This window comes from Pararhizobium sp. LjRoot235 (assembly GCF_964254145.1).
In the GTDB taxonomy this organism is placed as follows: Bacteria; Pseudomonadota; Alphaproteobacteria; order Rhizobiales; family Rhizobiaceae; genus Pararhizobium.
Genome location: NZ_CAXUSP020000001.1, coordinates 1,215,519 through 1,232,087, shown reverse-complemented (window position 1 = coordinate 1,232,087; position 16,569 = coordinate 1,215,519). Strand labels below are relative to the sequence as shown.

13 protein-coding genes are annotated in these 16,569 nt (G+C 61.7%); 1 reads left to right on the top strand and 12 read right to left on the bottom strand.

The window, feature by feature from the left end; all coding sequences use genetic code 11:
- Positions 1–33: 33 nt before the first annotated feature.
- From acs to ACSQ2Z_RS05835, 6 genes are all read right to left on the bottom strand, one after another.
- The gene (gene acs / locus ACSQ2Z_RS05860; protein WP_436080319.1) at positions 34–1,980 is read right to left on the bottom strand and encodes an acetate--CoA ligase; all 1,947 of its coding nucleotides are present in this window, start codon (positions 1,978–1,980) and stop codon (positions 34–36) included.
- 61 nt (positions 1,981–2,041) lie between these two features.
- Positions 2,042–2,272, bottom strand: coding sequence for a hypothetical protein (locus tag ACSQ2Z_RS05855; RefSeq protein WP_436080318.1), 231 nt, complete (start codon positions 2,270–2,272; stop codon positions 2,042–2,044).
- A gap of 231 nt (positions 2,273–2,503) precedes the next feature.
- A complete protein-coding gene (locus ACSQ2Z_RS05850; RefSeq protein WP_436080317.1) occupies positions 2,504–3,958 on the bottom strand; it encodes an aldehyde dehydrogenase family protein in 1,455 nt (484 codons plus the stop codon).
- The gene (locus ACSQ2Z_RS05845; protein ID WP_436080316.1) at positions 3,955–5,229 is read right to left on the bottom strand and encodes an NAD(P)/FAD-dependent oxidoreductase; all 1,275 of its coding nucleotides are present in this window, start codon (positions 5,227–5,229) and stop codon (positions 3,955–3,957) included. The genes ACSQ2Z_RS05850 and ACSQ2Z_RS05845 overlap by 4 nt, the downstream gene beginning before the upstream one ends.
- 60 nt (positions 5,230–5,289) lie before the next feature.
- Positions 5,290–6,468 (bottom strand): alanine racemase, encoded by a 1,179-nt coding sequence (locus ACSQ2Z_RS05840; protein ID WP_436080315.1) that lies wholly within the window; start codon positions 6,466–6,468, stop codon positions 5,290–5,292.
- An 11-nt stretch (positions 6,469–6,479) separates the two neighbouring features.
- The gene (locus ACSQ2Z_RS05835) at positions 6,480–7,298 is read right to left on the bottom strand and encodes a GNAT family N-acetyltransferase (protein WP_436080314.1); all 819 of its coding nucleotides are present in this window, start codon (positions 7,296–7,298) and stop codon (positions 6,480–6,482) included.
- 690 nt (positions 7,299–7,988) lie between these two features.
- Between ACSQ2Z_RS05835 and ACSQ2Z_RS05830 the strand changes: the two genes are divergently transcribed.
- Positions 7,989–8,465, top strand: a complete 477-nt coding sequence (locus ACSQ2Z_RS05830; protein ID WP_436082994.1) for an Lrp/AsnC family transcriptional regulator — start codon at positions 7,989–7,991, stop codon at positions 8,463–8,465.
- Positions 8,466–8,728: 263 nt separating this feature from the next.
- On the opposite strand, the gene ACSQ2Z_RS05825 is transcribed toward ACSQ2Z_RS05830, so the two are convergent.
- The 6 genes from ACSQ2Z_RS05825 to ACSQ2Z_RS05800 form a co-directional block, all read right to left on the bottom strand.
- On the bottom strand, positions 8,729–10,105 hold the full coding sequence (locus ACSQ2Z_RS05825; RefSeq protein WP_436080313.1) for an aspartate aminotransferase family protein: 1,377 nt from the start codon (positions 10,103–10,105) through the stop codon (positions 8,729–8,731).
- A 13-nt stretch (positions 10,106–10,118) separates the two neighbouring features.
- On the bottom strand, positions 10,119–10,952 hold the full coding sequence (locus ACSQ2Z_RS05820; protein WP_436080312.1) for a GNAT family N-acetyltransferase: 834 nt from the start codon (positions 10,950–10,952) through the stop codon (positions 10,119–10,121).
- Between the two features lie 560 nt (positions 10,953–11,512).
- Complete coding sequence (locus ACSQ2Z_RS05815; RefSeq protein WP_436080311.1) at positions 11,513–12,970, bottom strand: NAD-dependent succinate-semialdehyde dehydrogenase; 1,458 nt, start codon at positions 12,968–12,970, stop codon at positions 11,513–11,515.
- Positions 12,971–13,279: 309 nt separating this feature from the next.
- Positions 13,280–14,590 carry an NAD(P)/FAD-dependent oxidoreductase gene (locus tag ACSQ2Z_RS05810; protein ID WP_436080310.1) on the bottom strand — a complete coding sequence of 437 codons (1,311 nt, stop codon included), beginning with the start codon at positions 14,588–14,590 and terminating at the stop codon, positions 13,280–13,282.
- 76 nt (positions 14,591–14,666) lie between these two features.
- On the bottom strand, positions 14,667–15,545 hold the full coding sequence (locus tag ACSQ2Z_RS05805; protein ID WP_436080295.1) for an ABC transporter permease: 879 nt from the start codon (positions 15,543–15,545) through the stop codon (positions 14,667–14,669).
- Between the two features lie 34 nt (positions 15,546–15,579).
- Positions 15,580–16,530, bottom strand: a complete 951-nt coding sequence (locus ACSQ2Z_RS05800) for an ABC transporter permease (RefSeq protein ID WP_436080296.1) — start codon at positions 16,528–16,530, stop codon at positions 15,580–15,582.
- Positions 16,531–16,569 lie beyond the last annotated feature (39 nt).

The following is a 16,569-nucleotide window of genomic DNA, read 5'->3' as shown; positions in this document are numbered from 1 at the left end:
CGCCACGAGTTGTGAGCCAAAGAGCGCTTCCAGTCAGCTATTCTGCCGGTTGGCGATGAGATCATCGACCACGTGCGGATCGGCCAGCGTCGAGGTGTCGCCGAGAGAGCCGAAATCGTCTTCGGCGATCTTGCGCAAAATCCGGCGCATGATCTTGCCGGAGCGCGTTTTCGGCAGGCCGGGAGCGAACTGGATCTTGTCCGGCGAGGCGATCGCGCCGATTTCCTTGCGGACATGGGAGATCAGCTCCTTGCGCAGCTCTTCCGAACCCTGCTGGCCGACCATCAACGTCACGTAGCTATAGATGCCCTGGCCCTTGATATCGTGCGGGTAGCCGACGACGGCGGCTTCCGAAACCGCATCATGGCTGACCAATGCTGATTCGACCTCGGCCGTACCCATGCGGTGGCCGGAGACGTTGAGGACATCATCGACGCGGCCGGTGATCCAGTAATAGCCATCCTCGTCACGGCGGCAGCCGTCGCCGGTGAAATACTTGCCCTTGTAGGTGGAAAAATAGGTCTGGATGAAGCGTTCGTGGTCGCCATAGACGGTGCGCATCTGGCCGGGCCAGCTGTCGATGATGCAGAGATTGCCGTCAGCCGCGCCCTCGATCACCTTGCCCTCATTATCGACGAGCTGCGGCTGGACGCCGAAGAACGGACGCGTGGCCGATCCCGGCTTCAAGGCTGTCGCGCCCGGAAGCGGGGTGATCAGGATACCGCCGGTTTCCGTCTGCCACCAGGTATCGACCACGGGGCAACGGCCCTCGCCGACGGTGTGATAGTACCATTCCCAGGCTTCAGGGTTGATCGGCTCGCCGACCGAACCGAGCGTGCGCAGTGATTTGCGCGACGAGCGGGTGACGAAGGCGTCGCCCTGACCCATCAGCGCGCGGATGGCGGTCGGCGCCGTATAGAAGATGTTGACCTTGTGCTTGTCGACCACGTCCCACAGCCGGCCGGCATCCGGATAGGTCGGCACGCCCTCGAACATCAATGTCGTCGCGCCATTGGCGAGCGGTCCGTAGACGATGTAGGAATGGCCGGTGACCCAGCCGACATCGGCGGTGCACCAGTAGATATCGCCGTCATGGTAATCGAAGACGTATTGATGCGTCATCGAGGCATAGACGAGATAACCGCCCGTCGTGTGCAGCACGCCCTTCGGCTTGCCGGTCGAGCCGGAGGTGTAGAGGATGAACAGCGGATCCTCGGCCTTCATCTTCGCCGGCGGACAATCGGCTTTCACCGCGGCGACGGCTTGATGGTACCAGATGTCACGTTCGGCAAACCAGCTGATCTTGCCGCCGGTGCGGCGAACGACCAGCACGGATTTGACCTCGACGCCGTTCTGCCTGGCGATGTCGATCGCCTGGTCGGTGTTGGCTTTGAGCGGGATCGGCCGGCCGCCGCGCAAGCCTTCGTCGGCGGTGATGACGAAGGTCGACTGGCAGTCGACGATGCGGCCGGCCAGCGCGTCGGGCGAGAAACCGCCAAAGACGATCGAATGAATGGCACCGATGCGGGCGCAGGCGAGCATCGCGTAGGCGGCTTCCGGGATCATCGGCATATAGATGGTGACGCGGTCGCCCTTGTTGACGCCGTTTGCCTTCAGCACATTGGCAAGGCGGCAGACATGGTCGTAAAGCTCGCGATAGGTGATCTTCTTGTCGTCATAGGGGTTGTCGCCCTCCCAGATGATCGCCACCTGGTCGCCGCGCCTTTCCAGGTGCCGGTCGATACAGTTGTAGGAGACGTTGGTGAGGCCGTCCTCGAACCACTTGATCGAAACCTTGCCCTCGAAGGAGGTGTTCTTGACCTTGGTATACGGCTTGAACCAGTCGATGCGCTTGCCATGTTCACCCCAGAACTTAGCCGGGTCTGCGATGCTCTCCGCATACCATCTGAGATAGGTCTCGTTGTCGACAAGCGTGCGGTTCTTGTTATCGCGCGACGCGACGTAGATTTTCTCGTTCATGCTTCCCTCATTCCAAGTAATGGCCATTCCACCCGGCGCGCGAACGAGCGATTCGCAGGGCCTAGATGATTGTCTTTCCTTGATCGGCCCGGCTGGCCGAAAACACCATGTCGGATCCGGGCGTTCGCGTCAGAAGAAGAGTGGCAAAAGCGAGGAGGATCGGCATGCTGATGATGAGTTCCATGGCAATTTCTCCAAGTTGATCGTTGCTGATACTGAAGCTTACGACCGTTTGACCGATAGATTCTTCTGAACTCGCCCGGCACAGCAGAGCATTATTCGGATCCAGCATGACGGGCCGCAGATTCTCTACGGCGGCACTCCGATGGCAATTCGGAATTCAGACGACGTGTCCTCAGGTGATTGATCGGCGGCTCGGGGAAACCGCCGCCGCGTGCTGCGTGATGCCGACGCTCGAAACGCATGACAGCGGCTGGAACCAGCACCGTGTCCGGCAGGGACGATACAGGCACAATAACCGCCGCGGTTCTGGCTGCGCGTTCAGCAACGGCGAAGATGCCGCTTAGAAAAAGCCGAGGATGGACTTGACCTCAAGATACTCCAACATGCCTTCGATGCCGTATTCGCGTCCGTTTCCAGATTGCTTGAAGCCGCCAAACGGAGCGTGTGGATCCCAGGCCGGGTAGTTGAGGTGCACTTGTCCGGAGCGGATCTGTGACGCGACATCCTTGACGATGTTCATATCTTTGCCCTGCACATGCGCTCCCAGGCCGTAAACAGTATCGTTGGCGATGGTGACGGCCTCCTCCACGGTGTCGTAGGGGATGAGGCAAAGAACCGGCCCGAAGATCTCCTCCTGGGCTATGCGCATGCCGGTACGCACCTCGGAAAAAATCGTCGGTTTAACGTAGAGCCCGACATTCAGACTGCCCGGACGGCCCTCTCCGCCGGCAATGAGCTTTGCGCCTTCTGAAATGCCGACCCTGATCATGGTTTGGATCCGGTCGAACTGGGCTCGGTTGGCGATCACGCCGTGGGTGCTGGTCTCCGAGAGAGGATCGCCCACGACGATTTCATCTGCGGCCCTTTTGGCAAGTGACTCGATCTCGGAAAGCAGCGCGCGCGGGACAATCATTCGCGTCGGCGCGCTGCATGACTGGCCGAGATTGCGAAACGCAGCGGCTATGCCCAAAGAAACGGCGCGATCGAGGTCGGCGTCCGGTAGGATCACGTTCGGCGACTTGCCGCCGAGTTCCTGCGCGACGCGCTTGACAGTCGGGGCGGCTGCCTCTGCCACCGCGATGCCCGCTCGGGTAGAGCCGGTAATGGAGATCATGTCGACATCTTGATGGGAGGCCAGAGCAGCGCCGACGCATGGGCCGTCGCCATTGACGAGGTTGAAAACCCCGGCCGGGAACCCAGCCTCCTCGATCGCCTCAGCGAACAGAAGGGCGTTTAGAGGAGAAAGCTCGCTTGGCTTCAGCACGACCGTGCAGCCTGCTGCGAGCGCCGGCGCAACTTTGGCCGTGATCTGGTAAAGTGGCCAGTTCCACGGAGTGATCATTGCGCAGACGCCGATCGGTTCGTGGGTGACGGCTGTGCTGCCGCGCTGCTTGACGAAGGGGAAGGCTTCCAGGACATCGCGAGCGACCTCCACATGGGCCATCGCTAGGGGCACCTGCGCGGTGCGCGCATATCCGATCGCCGCACCTATCTCGAGGGTGATGCATTGTGCAAGCAGTTCGCTGCGCGCTTCAAGCATCGTGTGCAGGCGATCAAGCAGACCCGCGCGGTATTCCGGCTTGGTACGACTCCAGGTGGTGAACGCGCGACGGGCCGCTGAAACGGCCGCGTCCACGTCCTCGCTGTTTCCGAGCCGAATCTGGGTCACAACCTCTTCCGTGGCCGGATTCACCACAACGCCCTTGGCGGTGCCCCTCGGCTCAAGCCATTTGCCGTCGATGAAGAACTTCTCCAGGTGGCCGTTTCGGGACAGGTGTTCGAGGGGCGCGATCATTGTACTAGGTCCTTCATGCGGTAATAGGCACCGAGGATCGGCAGGAACCAGGGACGCCCGAAATATCCAGGGATCGCTGGCCAGTCGAAATCCTTCCAGGGGTTGAGCTCGGGACGCCCGTCCATGACGTCGGTCATGATGCTGCCCATCAGCGTCGACATATGAGTGCCGTGGCCGCTATAGCCCATGGAGTAGAAGATCCCGTCGCGCTCTCCGGCGCGGGGCAGGCGGTCGCGGGTCATGTCGACCATGCCGCCCCAGCAGTAGTCGATCCGGCCGCCGGCCAGTTCCGGAAAAACGTCGACCATCGCCGATTTCAGGATCCGGCCGCTTTTTTCGTCGGATTGTGGATTGGACGCCGCAAAGCGTGCCCGCCCGCCGAACAACATGCGGTTGTCCGGTGTCAGCCGCCAGTAGACAACAAGGTTGCGCGTGTCGACGACATTGCGACGGGCCGGCATCAGGCGCTCAAGCTCCGAGGGCGATAGCGGTTCCGTCACAATCAGGAAGGCCCCGACCGGCACGATGCGGCGACGGATCCATCCGAGTGGTCCAACCTGGGAAATGCCGCTGGCCAGCAGGACTTGCCGCGCAACGATCTTGCCTCTGGGGGTGCTTACCTCATGCCCGGCGGGAACCTTGTACATGGCCAGGACGGGCGCGCGTTCATAGACCTCCGCGCCCCGTTTCGCAGCTGCGGTCGCCAAGCCCCGGACGAACCGGCCGACATGCATGTTGGCGCTCTTGGGAAAGAGCAGACCGCCGTGGTAACGGTCGGTTCCGACCTCGCTGTGCAGGTCAGTTCGGGCGATCATCCTCGCGTCGGGATCGACATTGGCCGCCAAAAGTTCCTGGCTGCGCGCCAGCATGTCGTAGTGCTCGGGTTTGGCGGCAAGCTTGAGCTTGCCTACTCGGGAGAAGCTGCAGTCGATCTGCTCCTCCCCAATGATCCGCTCAACCATATCGACGCCGGCGTCGAAAGCCTTGTAAAGCGTGTTTGCGGCGTCCGTGCCGTACTTTCTGGCCATGATCGCGTAGTTCTGGGCAAAACCGTTGTTGCACATGCCTCCGTTGCGTCCGGATGCGGCGTTGCCAATTGTTTCGGCCTCGAGCAGGGCGACCCGGGCGCCCTTCTTGGCAAGCGCCAGTGCTGCGGAAGATCCGGTCAGACCGCCTCCCACCACGGCCACGTCGTACTGGCCTTCAAGAGGTTTGGATGATCCATCATTGAACGGCTGAGATGTATCCAGCCAGTAAGAGGTAAGCTTCATTTTGCAACACCAGCGCGTTAATTTGCATGGGCGCCATGCAAAGCGTAGAGATTGGAACCCCTACCAGCCGCGGATTCGCTGCCACCGCGCTTCAATGTCGGGGCTCTCACCGTTGATCACGTTGTAGAAGTCATGCTGGGCGGCCATCGCGCAGGCATGGTTGGGCAGAATCCGGATCCGCGTACCGACTGGGAGCTCGGGCATTGTCTCGTCGGAACCGGCGCGGATCGCAAGGATGCCGTGTTCCTGACTGGCTTGGGAAACGACGACATCTTTGAGCACCCGCCCCTTTTCGTCGCAGACCACGCCGTAACCCTGGTCGACGTGCTGGTTTGAAGTTCCACGGTCGCGCGAAAGCGCCATCCAACCGGCGTCGACCAGCACCCATCCTTTTTCCGGCTTGGCGCCGATCACGGTGGCCAACACGGAAATCGCGATATCGTCGATGCCACAGACCCCTACCCCATGTTGAACCAGGTCGAAGAACATGTAGACCCCGGCGCGCAACTCCGTTACGCCTTCGAGACCTTCGGCGAAGTGCGCCGTCGGCGTCGAGCCAACGCTGACGATCGGACAGGCATGGCCATGCGCCCGCAGAACTTCGGCGGCGTGCACGGTGGCCGAACGCTCGTTCTCAGCTGCCTTGACCAGTGCATCGGGCGTGCTCAAGCCATAGGACTCGCCCGCGTGGGCTAGGACGCCGACGAGGTTGGCGCCCGCTGCGACGACCCTGTTGGCCACCTCAAGCAGCATGGGATCGTCCGGCTTCAAGCCACCGCGATGGTCATCGCAGTCCAGTTCGATGAAGATGGACGGCGTCGCGCCGGTGGCCTCGCGCACGTCGGCCAAAGCATCAGCCTGCTCCACCGTATCAAGCAGCAGCTTCAAATCGACGCCCGTGCGGCGACAAAGCTCCATTGCGCGGATGGCAGAAGCCGGCGACATCCCGACCGCATAGGTCATGTCCCGAAAGCCATGGCTCGCGAAATATTCGGCCTCGGCGATGGTCGAGACGGTGATCGGGCCGGGCTCGCGGGGGAACACCTGTCGGGCGACGTCGATGCTCTTGGCCGTTTTCATGTGCGGGCGCAGCACCACGCCAAGCGTCTTGGCGTGCTCGGCCAGGCGCTGTACATTGCGCTCAAGCCGTCCACGGTCCACAAGCAGCGTTGGGGTGACCAGGGCGTCGATCGTTTTAGCCATCTCTGGCCCTTGCAGGTTTGCCGCCATCTTGTCCATATCCTGATTTCCTAACCGAACGACTGGTTTGCCAAGGCATACATATGGGCTGGCCCGTCGGATTGGGGTCGCTGCCCCTTGACCATGGCGGTCGCATAACTGACCTGCTTGAGGCCGAGGTCCTCCAGCCAATCGCCCAATTCATTTTCCGCATAGACATCGATTCGAACGAATTGCTCATGAAGCTTCGAAAGCTGGGCCAGGATCAGGAGTCGCGCGTCTTGTGCGCTCTCGGCTGCACAAGGGCCGACCACGTAGCCGCGGCCGAACTTCCTGGCGATGGCGTAGCCTGCCACCTGTCCCGCGCGTTCGATGACCACCACGTTGCCCACATCGGCGAGCTGGGCCACCATCGACTGCCGGGCCATGCCCGTGGCCCGTTGGTCAAAGGCTTGGATCGCAGTAAGGTCCGAAATGGTCGCCGGACGGATGTCATCGCAGGCATTCAGAGTCACCGCAACGGTCAGCGGGCCCTGGTGCTGAAGCACGGTGCCCCAGGTGGTAAAGCCGCGTCGCTTGTAGAGCGCAAGCCCCTCCTCGGTTGAGTTGAGCAGCACGTTGCGACCGTCTGTCGCTTCAAGCAACCCATTGAAGAGCCGCGAGCCGTAGCCACTGCCCTGTGCGGAGGCGGTGACGATGATCATCCCCGCGGTGGCATAGGCCTGTCCGTAGTTCCACCACATGGCCGTGCCGATCACTTCGCCTGCCCGCTCGATGACCAGCCCCTTGCCGACCGTCGCGGCAAATTCCCAATCCTCTCGGCGATAAGGCCAGCCCATCTCCTGCGATAGCCTCAGCGCGCCGTGCAAATGCCGGGTTTCGAATTTCATCAGCTCGATCCGGGCGCTGACTGTGTCGCTCTCATGGTCTGCGGCCATAGGTGAAATACTGTCTCTTGGTTAAAGGTCGAATTTATAGTTGCGCCTGGCAAGCAGATTTCCCTGCTGTTCTGCCCCTTCAATTCGGCGGAATCATTCGTTTTGAGCCGTCCCTCGGCATGACGGATGGTGTTGGTCGAACAAGAATTTCGGATCTGCCACTTTTCGCCGCTATGGCGCGTTTTGTGACCGGCGCGACGGCCACGCCGTCCATAATGGCCTGACGAACGCCATGGACCGGGACATTTGCAGCGATGAAGCCCTGAACGGCCGAACGACTAGCAGCAAAAAAGCAAGCCGACCGCTTTCGGCAAGGGTAGCGGCTACTGGGAAACGATAGCGAGACCCCGGCTGCAACGCTATTGGCGATGGTTGGCTAGTCCGCGACGGTCCAGTTTCGGAGTAGGATTGTGCCAGTCTGAGCTTTGGCGGAACAAATGGACCGCGGTCGCGGCAGGGCTCGTCGTCCTTTGGTTCCCGCTGCAGCATATGATGCCGTCGCACCGGCCGCCGCAGTAAGTTCGTGCGCCGCAGACACGCGAAACGCCATCGACACGTTACTGCAACATGTTACTCTGACTGTGGGAACATAACGGCACGATATGCTGCGCCATGATCGTCGTCGATAAACGGAGCAGGCTGTTGAAACTCGACCGTATCGATATAAAGATATTGCATGAACTGCAGAAGAATGGCCGCGTTACCAACGTGGAACTGGCCGAGCTGGTCAATCTTTCGCCGAGCCCATGTCTGATGCGCGTGAAGAAACTGCAGTCCGAGGGCTATATCGACGGCTACGCCGCACAGATCAACGTGAACAAGCTCGGGCAGACATTGACAGTCTTCACGGAAATCACCCTGAAAAACCACCGGCAGATCGACTTCGCCCGCTTCCTGACCTCGATCGAAAAGATCGACCAGGTGATGGAATGCCACCTGGTGTCTGGCGGCTACGACTATCTCCTAAAATTCGTCACAGCCGGCATCAGTGAATATCAGGCAATCATGGAGCGCCTTACCGACATGGAGATCGGCATCGATAGGTATTTCAGCTTCGTCGTCCTGAAGTCGCCCATCGTCAAGTCGCACATGCCATTGACGAGCCTGTTTCCCCTTTGAGTTCGGTATTCGCTCTTGCGCCGAAAACTCTTCGCTGATTGGCCCGAATTGTGGCTGCAGAGTTCAAACCGCGCCACATCGCCTAAAGCACAGATTTTTCGAGGCAAGGCCGCAATCCACGAAGTGTGACGCTTGCTCATTGCGAAACAGCCAATCGGCCAATCGCGTTGCAAATCTGTACCGCACCGTAACCTCCGGGCAGAAGTGATGGCGCGGTCAGAATGTCAAATTTGACGGCTTGGTGCCTCTGTCGCCTGCCGTGATCAGTCCTTGATGGCCGCGCGCACATCCGGGTCCGCCAGGGTATCGTCCAGCGTCTTGCGGGTGCGCTCAACGATAGCGTCGATATCGGCGTCGGTGCAGCAGAGTGGCGGCGCGTAGCCAAGTACGCCGTTGGCGAAGGCGCGCAGGACCAGGCCGTTTTCCCAGGCCCGGTCGAAGACGCGGCGTGCCGGATCGGCGGCCGCCGGCAGCGGGGTCTTCTTCTCCTTGTTTACCACGAGCTCCACGGCGGCGAGCATTCCGCGGCCGCGGACATCACCGACGAGCGGATGGTTCTTTAGGCTCTCAAGCCCTTCCATCAGCCGAGCGCCCGCCTTCCGGCCGTTCGCAAGCAGACCGTTTTCGTAGAGCTTCAGCACTTCGAGGCCGACAGCCGCGGATACGGGATGGGCCGAATAGGTATAGCCGTGGCCGACGGCTGCAGCACCGGCCCCATCCGCGATGGTCTGATAGACGTGGTCGGCCATGAACACTGCACCCATCGGAACATAGCCGGAGGTCAGACCCTTTGCCGTGGTGATGAAGTCTGGCACGATGTCGTCCTCCTCGCACGCGAAGAGCGGACCGGTGCGGCCGAAAGCGGTGATGACTTCGTCGGCAACGAAGAGGATGCCCAGTTCGCGGCAGAGTTCGCGCATCGCCTTCATCCATCCGTTCGGCGGCACCAGCACGCCGCCCGAACCCTGGATCGGTTCAGCATAAAAGGCGGCGACGCGCTCGGGGCCAATTTCCTCGACCTTGCGCCGCAGTGCCGCGAGCGAGGCGTTGATGATCGCCTGCGGATCATCGCCGACGGGATTGCGATAGGCGTAGTGCGAGGGAATTTTATGCTGCCAGTCGAAGGGAATGCCGAAACCTGCATGGAACAATGGCAACGCCGTCAAGCCTGCCCCGACGGTCGACGAGCCGTGGTAGCCTTGCTCGACCGAGATGAACTGGTCGCGCTTCGGCTCACCACGGGCGATCCAGTAATAGCGGATGAACCGGACTGTGCTGTCGACCGCATCCGATCCGCCGAGTGTGAAGTAAACATGGTTGAGATCGCCCGGAGCGCGCTCGGCCAATGCCGCGGCGAACCGGATCGCCGGCTCCGAACCGAGACCGAAATAGGTCGTCGCATAGGGAAGTTCGCGCATCTGGCGGGTTGCCGCCTCGACGATCGATTCCTGGCCGTAGCCGGCATTGACGCACCACAGGCCTGCGAAACCGTCGATCAGCTGCTTGCCCGAGGCGTCTGTGACCGCCGCGCCTTTGGCGGAGGCGAGCACGCGCACGCCGAGCTTCTCGTGATTGCGATAGGAGGCGACCGGATGTACGAGATGGGCGCGGTCGAGTTCGATAAGGGAATTGCTGTACATGATACTCTCCGGATCAGCCGAGCGCCTGGTTGGCGAGGGCAAAGATGGTGGGGACGGAATCGGCATGGGCGATCGGTGGCTTCATCATGGCAATGCCGCCGCCGACGTGGCCGAGACCCCGCTCGGCGAGCCAGTCCGACAGGTCGGCGACGCCGGTGATATCCACCCGGAGGAACCGGCCGGGTCGCAGGGCGATGAAGTGAGCGACGAGCGCTTTGGCGTCCTCCAGGTTTTCGGCGGCGACAGGGCCGATGACCTCACCACGGCCGAAGGAGCGAAGGACCGAAAAACCGGCGATGCGGTTGTCGCGCCGGATGACAGCGAATGTGCCCACATTGGCCAGATAGGCGATCAGATCACTGCGATCGGCACCGAAGGCCTGCCGGTCAAGTTCCGCAATGGCGGAAAGATCGGCCGACGTCGTCGCAGACGTGATCGCCGGAGCGGCTATCTTCGCGGCAATGCCCTGGTGCTGCAGCACCTGCCCGGTCTCGCGAAATCCGAGCTTTTCATAGAGCGGCAAGCCCTCTTCTGTCGCTACGAGCCGCAGTGGGCGCCCATCGGAAAGGCCGAGAGCGGCATCCATGAGCCGCCGGCCAATTCCGAGGCCGCGCATGGACCCGTCGACAATGACCATGTTGATCGTAGCGCTTTCTTCCTTGTAGCGCGTCACGAGCACGGTGCCCACGACCTTGCCGTCCTCGATCGCGACCGCGCCTTCGCTCAAGGCAAGCGCCATCTGCCAGTCCTCGGGGCGATGAGGCCAACCGACCTGCCGCGAGAGGGTGACGGCGGCGTCCAGATGTTCGGGGACGAAAGCGGCAATATCGATCTGATGTGTCTGCATGGCATTTCCTTAAGTTCCTGAGACAAAGTTTGCAGGAATGCCGGTTGGCAGATTATCTGAAGACGGCGTGCTGAGCGGTATCTTATCGCTTTCGCCTCATCGGCCACCGCATCTTCTGCTGGCATGGGGAGCCACCAGGGCAGGCCTCGAGAGGAGTTCGCCGGCCGACTACCGAAGCCTCTATCCGTCTAAGTGCATCGGGATCACTCACGCAGGCTGTGGGGCATCACCGGCCAGCCGATATGGGTGTTTGCGCAGCCTCCTTATTCCACGCGTTGATGACCGTCGCGACGGAACGTGACACGTCCAAATCTTCCGCGCACCAGCGGGGAGCGGCCATCAGGCAGCGAAAGTGTTTGCGGGCATTCCTCAATGAGGGATTTGCCTGTCGCTCAACGTCAGCTCAGCCTGCCGTGCACAACCATCTGCAAGACCGGGCGGAAGTCAGTCGCCCGTGCAGCCTCTTCGCAGGGACAAATCCGGCGGTGCAGGAGTATGCGCCGCCGGATTTGTAATTGGGCGCAGGCATCGGACAAAAACTATCCGGCGAGAGAGCCGGCCTAACTCAGGCCGCCGATGTGGAAGCTCTTCATTTCGAGATATTCCTCGATGCCGACCTGCGCGCCCTCGCGCCCGAGCCCCGACTGCTTGACGCCGCCGAAAGGCGCCACTTCGGTGGAAATTGCCCCTGTGTTGAGGCCGATCATGCCGAATTCGAGCGCCTCCCCGACGCGCCAGGAGCGCTTGAGGTTCTCGGTGTAGAAATAGGCGGCGAGGCCGAAGGGCGTGCCGTTAGCGATATCGATTGCTTCTTCTTCCGTTTCGAAGCGGAAGAGCGGAGCAACCGGGCCGAACGTTTCCTCGCTGGCGAGCAGCATGTCGGCCGTCGCCCCGGTAAGGACGATCGGTGCGATGTACTGTTTGCCTTCCGGCAGCGAACTGCCCCGTGCTACCACCTTCGCGCCCTTTGCCAGCGCGTCTTCGACATGAAGGTTGATCTTCTCGATCGCCGCAGCGTTGATCATCGGACCTATGGCGTTGCCGGGCTCGATTCCCGGGCCGACCTTCATCGCGTTGACGCGCGCGCTGAGCTTTTCGGCAAAGGCGGCGTAGACGCTGCCCTGAACGAGAATCCGGTTGGCGCAGACGCAGGTCTGCCCGCCATTTCGGAATTTGGACGCAATGGCCCCCTCGACGGCAAGGTCGAGATCGGCGTCGTCGAAGACGATGAAGGGTGCATTGCCGCCGAGTTCGAGCGACAATCGCTTAATACTGTCCGCAGCGCCGCGCATCAGCAGCGAACCGACGCGCGTGGAGCCGGTGAAGGAAATCTTGCGCACCGTTTCGTTCGCCATAATCTCGTTGCCAATCTCCGTCGGCATGCCGGTGACGATGTTGATGACGCCAGCCGGAATGCCAGCGCGCTCGGCAAGGACACCGAGGGCGAGCGCCGAATAGGGCGTGAACTCAGAGGGCTTGATCACCACCGTACAACCGGCCGCCAATGCGGGGGCCACCTTGCGGGTGATCATCGCGTTCGGAAAGTTCCACGGGGTGACGATGGCGCAGACGCCGACCGCATCCTTGAGCACGACGATGCGGCGATCCGCCGTCGGCGAGGGAATGGTGTGGCCGCCGATGCGGCGGGCTTCCTCGGCAAACCATTTGACAAAGGATGCGCCATAACGGATCTCGGCGCGGGCTTCGTCGAGTGGCTTGCCCTGCTCAAGCGTGAGGAGCAGCGCAAGATCCTCGAGATTTTCGATCATCAATGTATGCCAGCGCTCGAGCAGGGCGGCGCGCTCGGCATGGGTCTTTTTCTTCCAGGGTGCAAAAGCGGCGCTGGCTGCCTGAATGGCTGCGCGTGTTTCGGTGGTACCCATGTCCGGAACGGTGCCCAGAGTGGTCTGGCTCGCGGGATCGACGACGTCAATCGTCTTGCCCGTGGCAGCACCAAACCACGCACCGCCGATCAGGCCGGCCTGCCGGAATAGATCTTTGTCGTTCAACTGAAGCATAGTGTTCCTCTCTGACGATCGGTCGTTGGCTGCAAAAACTGCCGCGGTGAATGAAGTTCCGTCCCGCGCCGACGGCAGCGCCATCAACACAGGATCACCGACGGCGCGCCGGATCGACGGATGACCCCTCGACGTGTTCCTCAGCTAAGACTAGCGAAGGAAGAGAAGCAGCATGTATCGACTAGCGGTGCGGTCGCGGTGGAAAATAACGTTTTGCGCCACGCGGCAGTCACATCTTTGGTCGGTGCGACGAGTTTCTGCGGAGGAGAGGAGCCGGCTCCCGCCGAAGGGCGGATGCCGGATGTCTTCTCAGCGGCTGGCACGGTACAAGGCGATTTGGTCCTGGATGCGATAGCCTTGAATGATGGCCGGCATGAACCATGGGTTGCCGTTGTAAAACGGAATGAAGGCCGGCGGTCGGAAGTCGAACGCGGTGCGCGCCTCTTGCCGATGGCCGAGCAGCCTGTGCGCCGCGTGCATGCCCACCCAGGGTGCCCAGACGACCCCGGAACCGCAGAATCCCGTGGCATAGACGACGCCGTCCTTTTCGAAGATGCGGGGCAGCATGTCGCGGTGCATCGCGACATTGCCGAACCAGGTGTGCGACAGACGGACGTTTTCCAGTTCGGGGAAGAGGTTCACGAGACCGTTGCGCAGAACGAGCTTCGGCCCATCCGGATCGCCGGCGCGAGAGCTGTCGCGGCCGCCCAGCAGGATGCGTTTGCCGTCCGGCGTCGGCCGGTAATAGTAACCGAGCTGGCGGCCCTCGGTCATCATCATCTGCTTCGGCATCAGCCGCGCCATGACGTCCGGGGCGAGTTCCTCGGTTACGATAATGCGGCTGCGAACCGGCACCAGCCGGCGGCGCAGGTAAGGCACCGCAGCGTCGGTATAGCCGTCGGTGCAGACCAGGACCTGGCGCGCCTGGACCGTGCCGGCCGACGTCGCGACGCGGAACTCGGCGCCGTCTTTCTCTATAGAAGTCACACGCGTCCCGGAATGGACCGTCAGTCCCGAAGCCAGTGCCACCCTTAGGAGTTCGGCGTGGAACTTGGCCGGATGCAGCCCGCCAATATCCATCCGCACCATGCCGCCGCGATAGAAATCGGTGCCGATGTAGTTGCGTTGCTCGGTATACGGCACGGCGTAAGTTTCGATACCCAGTCGTTTGGCCAGGGTCTCGGCGCTGCGGGCGGTCTTTTCGTACTGGTCGAAGCCGATGACACCCTTGAACTGGCCGACCAGATTGAAGTCGCAGTCCAGCCCTTCGGTCCTGATGAAGTCATAGAGGAACTCGCGGGCGATCTTGCCCTCGGCCTCGATGGCGATGGCTTTGTCTTCGCCGAAGCGCCGGGTGATCGTGGCGTAGTCCGGCCGGATGCTTCCGCTGGTAATGCCGCCATTGCGCGACGAGGCGCCCTCGCCGGGGTTCATTGCATCGAAGGCCGCGACCGACCGCCCGTCGCGCGCCAGCACCAGCCCGGCCGAGAGGCCGGCATAGCCGGCGCCGATGATGGCCACGTCGAGTTTCTTGGCAAGCGGCTGTCGCGGCAGTGGTTTGACGGGTGCCGCTTCCCACCAGTAGGGCGTGTTCTTGTCGGCGATTCGGCTCTGTTCCATGTATCGGTTCTCTGCAATTTCCGGCCAAGGCCATCAGGATGTCGACAAAAACGAAAGAAGGCTTGGGTCGTCGCCGTCAGGCGTGATCGCCGCGAACATCGAACGCGTCGCGCAGGCCGTCGCCAATGAAGTTGAAGCTGGTGACCGCGATGGTGATGGCGGCACCAGGAATGATCGCCAGCCAGGGCGCGCTGCCGAGATACTGCTGCGCGCCGTTCAGCATGTTGCCCCAACTGGGCAGCGGTGGCTGAATTCCATAGCCGAGGAAGCTGATATAGGCCTCCATGAGGATCGCCCGGGCAACGGTCAGGGTGGCCGCGACGATGATCGGACCGATGGCGTTGGGCAGGATCTCGCGGAACATGATATGTGTCCCGCTTAGCCCCAGCATGCGCCCGGCCTGGACGAACTCGCGCTCGCGAAGCGAGCGGACCTCGGCCTCGACAATCCGGGCAACCTCCATCCAGCTGGAGACGGCGATGACAACGGTAATCATGATCGGGCTGGGTTTCAGTGCTGCGGCAAGCGCCAGCACCAGGAAGATCGACGGGAAGGACAGAAAGCCATCGACCGTGCGCATCAGCGTCATGCCGAGCCAGCCGCCGCGGTACCCGGCGACCACGCCCACCAGCGTTCCGATCAGCGTCGACAAGAGCATGGCGGAAAAGCCGACCAGCAGCGAAATCCGTCCCGCCATGAAGAGCCGTGCCGCCACGTCGCGCCCCAGCGGATCGGTGCCCAGATAGTGACTGCCGCTCAAGGGGGGAGCAAAACGGGCGCGCAGATCGATATAGAGTGAATCATAGGGCAGCAGGTGAGGACCCAAGACACACGCCAGCGTCAATGCGGCGATCATGACCATCCCGAGCAGAGCCAGATGGTGGCTCATGAATCGGCGTGCGGTTCGGCTGTTCCACCAATGGTCCAGGCTCGAATTTGCGGCGATGGCGGTCATAATGATGACTCCTGTTGAGCGTCTCAGGACGCGCTTAACTCAAACGGATACGGGGATCGATGACGGCGACGGCGATGTCGGCGATGAGATTGCCCAGGATCACAAGGATGGCCGAGAACATCAGCAGCCCCATCACCACCGGATAGTCGCTGTAGCCGAGGCTATCGAGGAACAGCCGGCCCATTCCGGGCCAGGTGAACACCGTCTCGGTCACCAGGGCGCCCGTCAGGACGCTGGGAAGCTGCACTCCCGCCAGCGTGATCATTGGCAAAAGGGCGTTGCCGACGACATGCTTCATCAATATCCGCCGCTCGCTCAGGCCCTTGGCACGCGCCGTCTTGACGAATTCCTGGCTGATGACGTCAAGCGTCGCGGATCGCATGTAGCGGCTCCAGATGGCGACATGGACCAGCGCCAGCACGATGCTCGGCAGGATCAGGTGATGGATGTAATTCAGCGCCGAGCCATCCCCGATCGTGTACATGTTGCCGGCCGGCAGCCAGCCCAACTGGAGCGAAAAGACGTAGATGCCGACAAGCCCGAACCAGAAGGTCGGGATCGACAGCGCCACCATGGCGCCGACCGTCCCCAGATAGTCGAACACCGAATACCGGTGCGTGGCGCCACGGATGCCGATCCACGTTCCGACGGCGATCGCGATGACCGTGGAAGACCCCATCAACAACAGCGTCGCAAAAAGGTGCCGGCCGATCACGTCCAGAACCGGCGCGCCGTCGCGGAAGGAGTGACCCCAGTCACCCTGCACAAGGCGCCAGGCCCAGTCCAGATATTGCATCCACAGCGGACGGTTGAGCCCCAGTTGCTCTTTGAGACGGTCGAGATCATCCTGGGTCATGCTGGGATCAAGCCCAAATTGCGCCAACGGGCCACCCGGGATCAGGTTCAGGACGACGAACCCGATGACCGAAACGATCAGGAGCAGGACGAGGCTCTGGGAGAGCCGGTTAAGTAGGAAGCCACGCATTCAGCTCTCCTCATGACAGCGTCAATGGATGGGCCGCCG

Excerpts from the sequence above, each read along its gene's own strand:
- acs (WP_436080319.1), bottom strand. The coding sequence starts at position 1,980 with ATGAACGAGAAAATCTACGTCGCGTCGCGCGATAACAAGAACCGCACG.
- ACSQ2Z_RS05855 (WP_436080318.1), bottom strand. The coding sequence starts at position 2,272 with ATGCTGGATCCGAATAATGCTCTGCTGTGCCGGGCGAGTTCAGAAGAA.
- ACSQ2Z_RS05850 (WP_436080317.1), bottom strand. The coding sequence starts at position 3,958 with ATGATCGCGCCCCTCGAACACCTGTCCCGAAACGGCCACCTGGAGAAG.
- ACSQ2Z_RS05845 (WP_436080316.1), bottom strand. The coding sequence starts at position 5,229 with ATGAAGCTTACCTCTTACTGGCTGGATACATCTCAGCCGTTCAATGAT.
- ACSQ2Z_RS05840 (WP_436080315.1), bottom strand. The coding sequence starts at position 6,468 with ATGGACAAGATGGCGGCAAACCTGCAAGGGCCAGAGATGGCTAAAACG.
- ACSQ2Z_RS05835 (WP_436080314.1), bottom strand. The coding sequence starts at position 7,298 with ATGAAATTCGAAACCCGGCATTTGCACGGCGCGCTGAGGCTATCGCAG.
- ACSQ2Z_RS05825 (WP_436080313.1), bottom strand. The coding sequence starts at position 10,105 with ATGTACAGCAATTCCCTTATCGAACTCGACCGCGCCCATCTCGTACAT.
- ACSQ2Z_RS05820 (WP_436080312.1), bottom strand. The coding sequence starts at position 10,952 with ATGCAGACACATCAGATCGATATTGCCGCTTTCGTCCCCGAACATCTG.
- ACSQ2Z_RS05815 (WP_436080311.1), bottom strand. The coding sequence starts at position 12,970 with ATGCTTCAGTTGAACGACAAAGATCTATTCCGGCAGGCCGGCCTGATC.
- ACSQ2Z_RS05810 (WP_436080310.1), bottom strand. The coding sequence starts at position 14,590 with ATGGAACAGAGCCGAATCGCCGACAAGAACACGCCCTACTGGTGGGAA.
- ACSQ2Z_RS05805 (WP_436080295.1), bottom strand. The coding sequence starts at position 15,545 with ATGACCGCCATCGCCGCAAATTCGAGCCTGGACCATTGGTGGAACAGC.
- ACSQ2Z_RS05800 (WP_436080296.1), bottom strand. The coding sequence starts at position 16,530 with ATGCGTGGCTTCCTACTTAACCGGCTCTCCCAGAGCCTCGTCCTGCTC.